2 protein-coding genes are annotated in these 7,777 nt (G+C 66.1%); one reads left to right on the top strand and one right to left on the bottom strand.

The genetic code is table 11. The features are described from left to right. Nucleotides 1-207: 207 nt before the first annotated feature. A complete protein-coding gene (locus ACMCNM_RS15075; RefSeq protein ID WP_412764777.1) occupies nt 208-6,576 on the bottom strand; it encodes an amino acid adenylation domain-containing protein in 6,369 nt (2,122 codons plus the stop codon). A 415-nt stretch (nt 6,577-6,991) separates the two neighbouring features. On the opposite strand from ACMCNM_RS15075, the gene ACMCNM_RS15070 reads away from it, so the two are divergent. Further along, the gene (locus tag ACMCNM_RS15070) at nt 6,992-7,774 is read left to right on the top strand and encodes a helix-turn-helix transcriptional regulator (protein ID WP_186676902.1); all 783 of its coding nucleotides are present in this window, start codon (nt 6,992-6,994) and stop codon (nt 7,772-7,774) included. Nucleotides 7,775-7,777: the final 3 nt, after the last annotated feature.

The following is a 7,777-nucleotide window of genomic DNA, read 5'->3' as shown; positions in this document are numbered from 1 at the left end:
CGGTAAGCATCCTGCTTTGCCTGGAATGGGAATCGTGGACACGCTAAAGGATCGTGACCGGTCGGTCTGACATGGGAAGCGGGGACAATTTCGGAAAGCGATCGCCGGCAAGACGGCTCCCACAGGTATCTGCGCAGGCTTAGACCTTGTGAGCACCCTGTAGGAGCTGGCTTGCCGGCGATGGGCCGCAACGCGGCCCCGGCAATCTCAGATGCGCCTGCGTTTGCCCAGGCTGGGAATGGTGGTCTCCGGTATCACCACCTCGACCTGCTCGAGGCGGGTGCTGGCGGCCAGCGCAGCCAGGGTCGGCTGGCTGAACAAGGTGCGGGCATCCACATGCAACCCGGCCTGGCGCATGCGTGCCACCAGGCTGACCGCCAGCAGTGAGTGGCCGCCCAGCTCGAAGAAGTTGTCGTCACGCCCAACCTGCTCGATCTTCAGCACATCGGTCCAGATCTCGGCCAGCGCGGTTTCCAGCTCGCCACGCGGGGCCTGGTACTGGCGGCTGATCACTGCCTCGGCCCCCGGCGCTGGCAAGGCCTGGCGGTCGACCTTGCCGTTGTTGCTCAACGGCAGCTCGGCCAGGGCCACGAACGCCTGCGGCACCATGTAATCGGGCATGCGCGCCAGCACGTGGCTGCGCAGCACCTCAAGCGCGGGTGCGCTACTGCCCTCACGGCAGGTGAAGTAGGCCACCAGGCGCTCTTCGCGCATCAGCACCACGGCCTGCCCAATGGCCGGATGCGCCGTCAGCGACGCTTCGATTTCCCCCAGCTCGACCCGCAACCCACGCAGCTTGACCTGGAAATCGTTGCGGCCGACAAAGTCCAGCTCACCGTCCAGGCGGTACCGCACCAAGTCCCCCGTGCGATACAGGCGGTCGCCCTCGACGAACGGGCTGGCGATGAAGCGCTCAGCCTGCAATGCCGGCAAACCGAGGTAGCCGCGGGCCACGCCGACGCCGCCAATGTGCAACTGGCCCACCGCGCCGAGTGGCACCGGGCGGTCATGCGCATCGAGCACATACAGGCGGGTATTGGCGATCGGCCGGCCGATCGGGGGCGCGATCAACGGCAGCGGTTCGTGCGGCTGCAGGGTCCAGGCGGTGCTGTCTACCGTCGCTTCGGTCGGGCCATAGACGTTGTGCAGGCGCACCGTGGGCAGACATTCGCGCAGGCGTTGTACCAGCGCCAATGTCAGTTCACCGCCGCCGCAGAAGATGTCCGTCAGGCTCGTGCAACGCTCAACACCCGGCTCTTCCAAAAACTGATGCAGCAGCGCCGGGACGAATTTGATCGTGGTCACCTGCCTGGCCTGCACCAACTGCACCAGGTACGCCGGGTCACGGTGCCCATCCGGGCGCGCCAGGATCAGGCGCAAACCGGCGGTCAGCGGCCAGAACAGCTCCCAGACCGAACCGTCGAAGGTGAACGGCGCCCGTTGCAGCAAGGCATCGCCCGGGCGTGGCGGGCAGATGCGCGAGCCCCAGTGCATCAGGTTGCACAGGCCACGGTGCTCGACCATCACCCCCTTCGGGGTGCCGGTGGAGCCCGAGGTGTACATCACATAGGCCAACTGCCTCGGGCCCAGGCCCGGCACTTGCGGGTCGGCTGCCGAGCAGGCGTGCCAATCGCCCCGGTCAAGGTCAAGCACAGGGCGTGGCATTGGCTCGAACAGGCCCAGGGTAGCGCCGTGCACCAGCACCACCGACGGCGTGCTGTCTTCCAGCATGAAGCGCAGCCGCTCGGCCGGGTAAGCGGGGTCGAGTGGCACGTAGGCGCCGCCGGCCTTAAGCACGCCCAGCAAGGCGACCATCAGTGCAACGCCACGTTCGACACAAACCGCCACCCGCGCGTCGGGCTTAACACCCAGGGCGATCAGGTGGTGGGCCAGGCGGTTGGCCTGGGCGTTGAGGGCTTGGTAATCGAGGCAGCCGTCCTCAGCCTGCAGGGCGATGGCATGGGGTGTACGCCGCACCTGGGCCTGGAACAGCGCCGGCAAGGTCTGCCTGACCGGGCTTTGCGGGTCTTCGGTGGCGTTGAAGCCCTGCAGCAAGCGGTGCAGCTCGCCGTCCGGCACCGCGCACAGTGCATCCAGGCGCGTGCTGCGGCGCTCGGCCAGGGCATTGCCCAGTTGGCGCAAGGTGGTCAACAAGTAGTTCAGCACCCGCTGCGCGCCAATCGCACGCGGCGCGCGCAGAGCGAGCTGTAGCCCGTCGGCATGGTCGTCCACCGTGAGGACCAGGCCATGGCTGTGTACTTCACTGGCTTCGGCCAGCTCTACGCCGGGCAATACTGGACCGAGCATTACTGCCCCTTGGCGGTAGTTGATCAGGCTGTTGAACAGCGGCGTGCCGGCGGACAAACCACTGCACTGCTGAGCGAGGATCAGCGGCGCATCTTCATGGCCAAGCAAGGCGGCCAGCCGCGCGTGAGTCTCGCTCAGCGCCTGGTCGACCGAGCGATTCGCCAGGCCTACCCGCAAGGGCACGCTGTTGATGAACATGCCCAGGGCACGATCAGCCCCGTTGCCAGCCATGCTGCGGCCCAGCAACACGGTGCCCAGGGTGACCTCATCACGCCCACCGAGGGCGCCAAGCACCTGGGCCCAGGCCAGGTGCAGCAGGCTGGCCAGGCTCGCGCCCTGGTGCCGGGCCTGAGCGCGCAACAGCCCTGCCAGCGGCGCATCGATCACCTGGCTGTGGCTGTGCAGGTCACCCTCGTCGACCGGCTCGCCACCCAGCCCGGCAATCGGCGCTGGTGGTTCGATGCCAGCCAGTTGCTCGCGGAAGAAGGCTTCGTGCCGGGCCTGGCGCTCGGGGGCAGCGCTTAGCGCCACGTAGTCACGATACGGCACAGGTGCCGGCAACGGCTCGCCGCGCCCCCCCATGAAGGCGTCCAGCTCGCCCAACAGCACCTGCAGCGAAACGGCATCGTTGACCAAGTGGTGGAAGCGCAGCAAGCCCAACCAACGCCCGTGCTGGGCATCCTCGGCGCAGGCCAGCGCCATCATCGGTGCCTGGCGCAGGTCCAAGGGCCGTTGCTGGGGGGCGAAGTGGCTGCGCATTTGCCCGGCAATGTTGCCTGCGTGTGCCTCCCCCACCCAGTTGTCGACCGTCAGAAGGGCTTGGCGCCAGACCACCTGCTGGGGCTGTTCAAGCCCCTCCCAGGCCAGGCTGGTGCGCAAGATGTCGTGACGGTCTATCACCTGCTGCAATGCTTCGGTGAAGGCCTGTAACTGCATGCGGCTGGCAAAGGTGAACAAAGCCTGCTGCTGGTACGGGTCGCGAGCATCGGTGACGTGGTGGTAAAGCAGGCCTTGTTGCAGAGGCGCCAGCGGATAAATTTCCTGCACGTTGCCTGCGCCGCCCGGCACCGTGGCGACGATGCGGTCGATATCAACCTGCGAGAGTTCGCTGAGGGTGAGCATGCCCGGCGTGATGTGCTGGCACCCTGGCGGAACCCGGTTGGCCGGCACGTGCGCGGCTTCGCCGACCACTACGCTGGCCGCAAGGCTGGCCAGGGTCGATTGGCCGAACAGTACCTGTACATCGGCTTGCAGGCCCTGCTGACGCATGCGCTCGATCAATTGCACGGCCAGCAGCGAGTGGCCGCCCAGCTCGAAGAAGTGGTCCTGGCGCCCTACCCGCTCGACTTGCAGCAATTCGGCCCACAGCAAGGCCAGGCGTTGCTCAATGTCGCCGATCGGCGCTTCGTGCTCGCGGCGCACCTTGGCGGCTTCGTCCGCTGTCGGCAAGGCACGGCGGTCGAGTTTGCCATTGGCGGTCAATGGCCAACTGGCCAGGTTGACATAGGCCACCGGCAACAAAGCGACTGGCAGCCGCTCGCGCAGGTGGTCATGCAGCACTCTGGGCAGCACCGCCGCCTCGCCAATGAACCAAGCCTGCAACTGGCCATCGCGCAGCATCACCACGCACTCGCGCACCGCCGCATGGCTGGCCAGGGCGGCCTCGATTTCGGCCAGTTCAACCCGCACACCGCGGATTTTCACCTGGTCGTCATTGCGCCCGAGGTACTCCAGCGTACCGTCGGGCAGCCAGCGTACCAGGTCGCCCGTGCGGTACATGCGTGCCCCTGGCAGCGCGCTGAACGGGTCATCGAGAAAACGCTCGGCGGTCATCTGCGGCCGATTGAGGTAACCCCGGGCCACCCCCTTGCCGCCCACATACAATTCGCCAGGGGCGCCGATCGGCAGTAGACGGCACTGCTCATCGAGGACGTACACCTGCGTGTTGGCCACCGGGCGGCCGATATGCAGCGGGCCGCCGGCGTTTACTTCGCCCGACGTCGCCACCACTGTGGCTTCGGTGGGGCCATAGTTATTGATGACCCGGTAGCGCCGCTCGCGGGCCAGGCGCCGCAGGCGGTCGCCGCCAATCAGCAGGGTCTGCAAGGTTGGGTGCAGCTCGCCCTGGGCGAAGGCATGCTCAGCCACCGGGGTGGGCAGGAAGCTGACATCCAGCGGCTGGGCGCGCCACCAACTGAGCAAGGCGTCGATGTCTTCAGCACCGTCACGCACCGGTGCCAGGTGCAAAGTAGCGCCACTGCACAGCGCGGGCCACACCTCCCAAGCCATGGCGTCAAAGCCGAAGCCGGCCAGGCTCGACTGGTGGCGCCCGGGGCCCAGGTTGAAGGCACTGCAGTGCCAGTCGACCAGGTTGGCCAGCATGTGGTGCTCGACCATCACGCCCTTTGGCTGGCCGGTGGAGCCGGAGGTGTAGATGACATAGGCCAGGTCGCTCGCTTGCGGCTGCACAGGGGCTGGCATTGCGGCGGTTGCCGTGTTCCAGTCCCAGCGGTCCAACACGACCTGTGGCAGGCCATGGGGTGGAAGGCGGTCGAGCAGCCGCGACTGGGTCAGCACCACGGCTGGCGCGCTGTCATGCAGCAGATAGGCCAGGCGCTCCTGCGGGTGGGCAGGGTCAATCGGCACGTAAGCGGCCCCGGCCTTGAGCACGGCCAGCAGGCCGATCAAGGTGTCCAGGCCGCGCTGGGCGACCACCGCTACCCGCTGGTCAGGTTTGGCGCCAAGGGCTGCCAGGTGCCGGGCCAACGCGTCGGCACGCCGGTTGAGTTCGCCATAGCTCAGGCGCTGGCCGTCGTGCTGCGCCGCCACGGCGTGTGGCGTGGCGTTGGCCTGAGCTTGGATACGACGATGGATCAACGCCTCAGCCTGTTCAGGCGCTGCTTGCGCCGTCGCATTCCACTGCCGCAGGCGGGCGTGCTCGCGGGCGGTCAGTAGATCGAACGCCGCGATACTTTGTTCGGGCTGTTCCAGGCCTTGCTCCAGCACATGCAGCAGGCGCTCGGCCAACGCTGTCACATCTTCATCGCTGAACCAGGCGCGGTTGTGCACCAGGTGCAGGCACGCGCTGTCGCGTTGGCTGTTGCAACGCAGGTGGATGCTCAAGGGCGTGGGCTCGTGGCCATTGCAGACCATCACCGTGTGGCCGGGCACGTCACCGAAGCGTAGGTCGTTGCCATCCTCCTCGAATGACACCATCAGCTCGAACAGGTGCGGCCGCTCTTCACGCAATGCACCAAGGCTGCGATTGAGTTCGCTAAGGGCGAAACGCTGATGGCGAAAGTCTTGCTTGAGCGCATCGCGGATCCCCTGCACCAGGGCGCTGAACGAGCGTTCACGGCCAAAGTCCATGCGCAATGCGCTGACTTGGGTAAACAGCCCCAGGGTCGACTTGAACTGGGCGTTGCCACGGTTGCGCACCGGCAGGCCGACCACCCACTCGTCACGCTGCCAGGTACGTGCGCTGCACACATGCAACGCCGCCAGCAGCACATGGAAGGGCGAGGCCTGCAGCGTGGTACCGAGGGCACGCATACGTGCCAGCAAGCGGGTATCGAAGGGCTGTTCGAGTACCGCACTGGGCGGCGACACGTGCTGCGCATTGCGCTCGCGGGGTGCCAGCAAGGCATCGGGTAGCTGCTGGTACTTGGCCAGCCAGTAATCGCGGTCGCGGTCATGGCGTGGCGAACCCTGGTACTGGGCATCGTCCTCGATGAACGCGCGGTAGGACGGTGCGCTGTCTGGCAATGCCAGCCCCTGTTCAAGCAGGCGGTAATGGTCGGCGATCTGCTTGAACCACTGGTCCACGCCCCAGCCATCGAGAATCAGGTGATGGGCCTGCACGGCAAACAGGTACCGCTGCTCGCCCAGGCGGATCAATGTCGCCCCCCACAGTGGGCTGGCCTCCAGGCGGTAGGGTGTCTGCATCTGTGTTTGCAACAGGCCTTGGGCAGCGCCGAACGGGTCATCCGCGCTGCGGACATCGTGCTGCACCAGTTGCACATCGAGGGCCTCGGCAAAGTACTGGCGGGCTACCCCACCCTGGCCCGCGTGCGTCACCAGCACAGTGCGCAGGCCATCATGCTGGGCGACCAGGTGCGCCAGTGCCCGGTTTAGCCGCTCGGCATCCACCCCGCCGGCCAGTTCGACGTACGCGCCGATGTTGTACAGCGGCGAGTCGCCGTGGCTGATCTGGTCCAGCCAGATGTCGCGCTGGGCAACGGTCAGGGCAAAGGTTTGGGCGGCAGACATGGTTCGGCAGGTCCTTCTGGTTGATCATCCGCGGATTCAAGCACCCCACCTTCAGGCTGTATGGCCCCCGAAACCCGGACACGCACCGGGCCTGTCGATGGCTGCTGAAAAACATGTAGGAGATTTGCCACAGCGGCTGCCCGGTTTGGCCTACGCCAAGGGCCATCGCTCGGGATCAGGCCTTGATCGCCACGCTTCTGACGTCAATTGGCTGGCTTATCCGTTCATGTGCAGTGTCTCGCCTGTAAGTGCCCTGCCCCACTGATCCCTAATCGGTGGCACTTTCTGTCCCTGTTTTCCATTACAGACGCGGCCCCCAGGCCGGGCTTGAATACCGCCACAAACCACTCGCCACCCGGAGGACTCGCCTGCGACACCACCCGCCGTAACGCTTTGGATCAAGGATGACAACGCTATGAAGCTGACCGACAGCCTCGAACACCGCCCCGACCCCCAGCTGTATCTGCAACTTGGCGAACTGATCGCCAGTACCGGCGCCGAGGGCTTTGCCGAACAGATGTTGCAACTGGTCGATGCCCAAGTGCCGATCCACAGGCTCGACCTCAGCGAATGGACCCTCGAGCCACGCGGCGCCAGCATCAGCCGCATCAGGGTACTCGGCAGCGCCGGCCCAGCACCTGAACTGCCCGGCGTCGATCCTCTGCGCCACCCTCTGCTGCAGAGCATCATGCAGATGAAAGACCCGCTGCTGATCGAATTCAAGGCCCCCCCGGACACCGACCACCCGCGCCACAGCGCCCACCAGTGCAACTTGGTGTCTTGCAGCGGTGCCCGGCGCTGGGTCATCTGCTTTCACCGCCTGCCCAGCCAGCGGGGCTTTTCGTTGAGTGAGTTGTCGCAGTTGAAAAGCCTGTCCGACACCTTGCTGCCCCTGGTCGAGCACCACGGCCAGTTGCTCAACCAAGGGGCCGCGCGGCAGACCGGGTCGCCGCTGTGCGATCTGCAGGCGGGCGCGTTACGCCACTCCTTTGGTGAACGGCTGGTGCAGGAAGCCGTGCGGCTTTCGACGCGTGAGCAGGAGGTCTGCCTGGGCCTGCTGACGGGCGGCACGGTGCCAGAAATGGCGCAGCGGCTTAACGTGAAGAACAGCTCGATCGAAACCTACCTCAAGCGCGCCACCGCCAAGCTGGGGGTCAGTGGCCGCCATGGGCTGACCAAGTGGATGGCAGGCGCCTGACTC

Origin of the sequence: Pseudomonas sp. NGC7 (assembly GCF_047159675.1) — a bacterium.
Classification (GTDB): domain Bacteria; phylum Pseudomonadota; class Gammaproteobacteria; order Pseudomonadales; family Pseudomonadaceae; genus Aquipseudomonas; species Aquipseudomonas kermanshahensis.
This window is presented reverse-complemented; position numbering and strand designations above follow the sequence as displayed.

What these genes read in the sequence shown, in the direction of transcription:
- ACMCNM_RS15075 (WP_412764777.1), bottom strand. Translation starts at nt 6,576, where the DNA reads ATGTCTGCCGCCCAAACCTTTGCCCTGACCGTTGCCCAGCGCGACATC.
- ACMCNM_RS15070 (WP_186676902.1), top strand. Translation starts at nt 6,992, where the DNA reads ATGAAGCTGACCGACAGCCTCGAACACCGCCCCGACCCCCAGCTGTAT.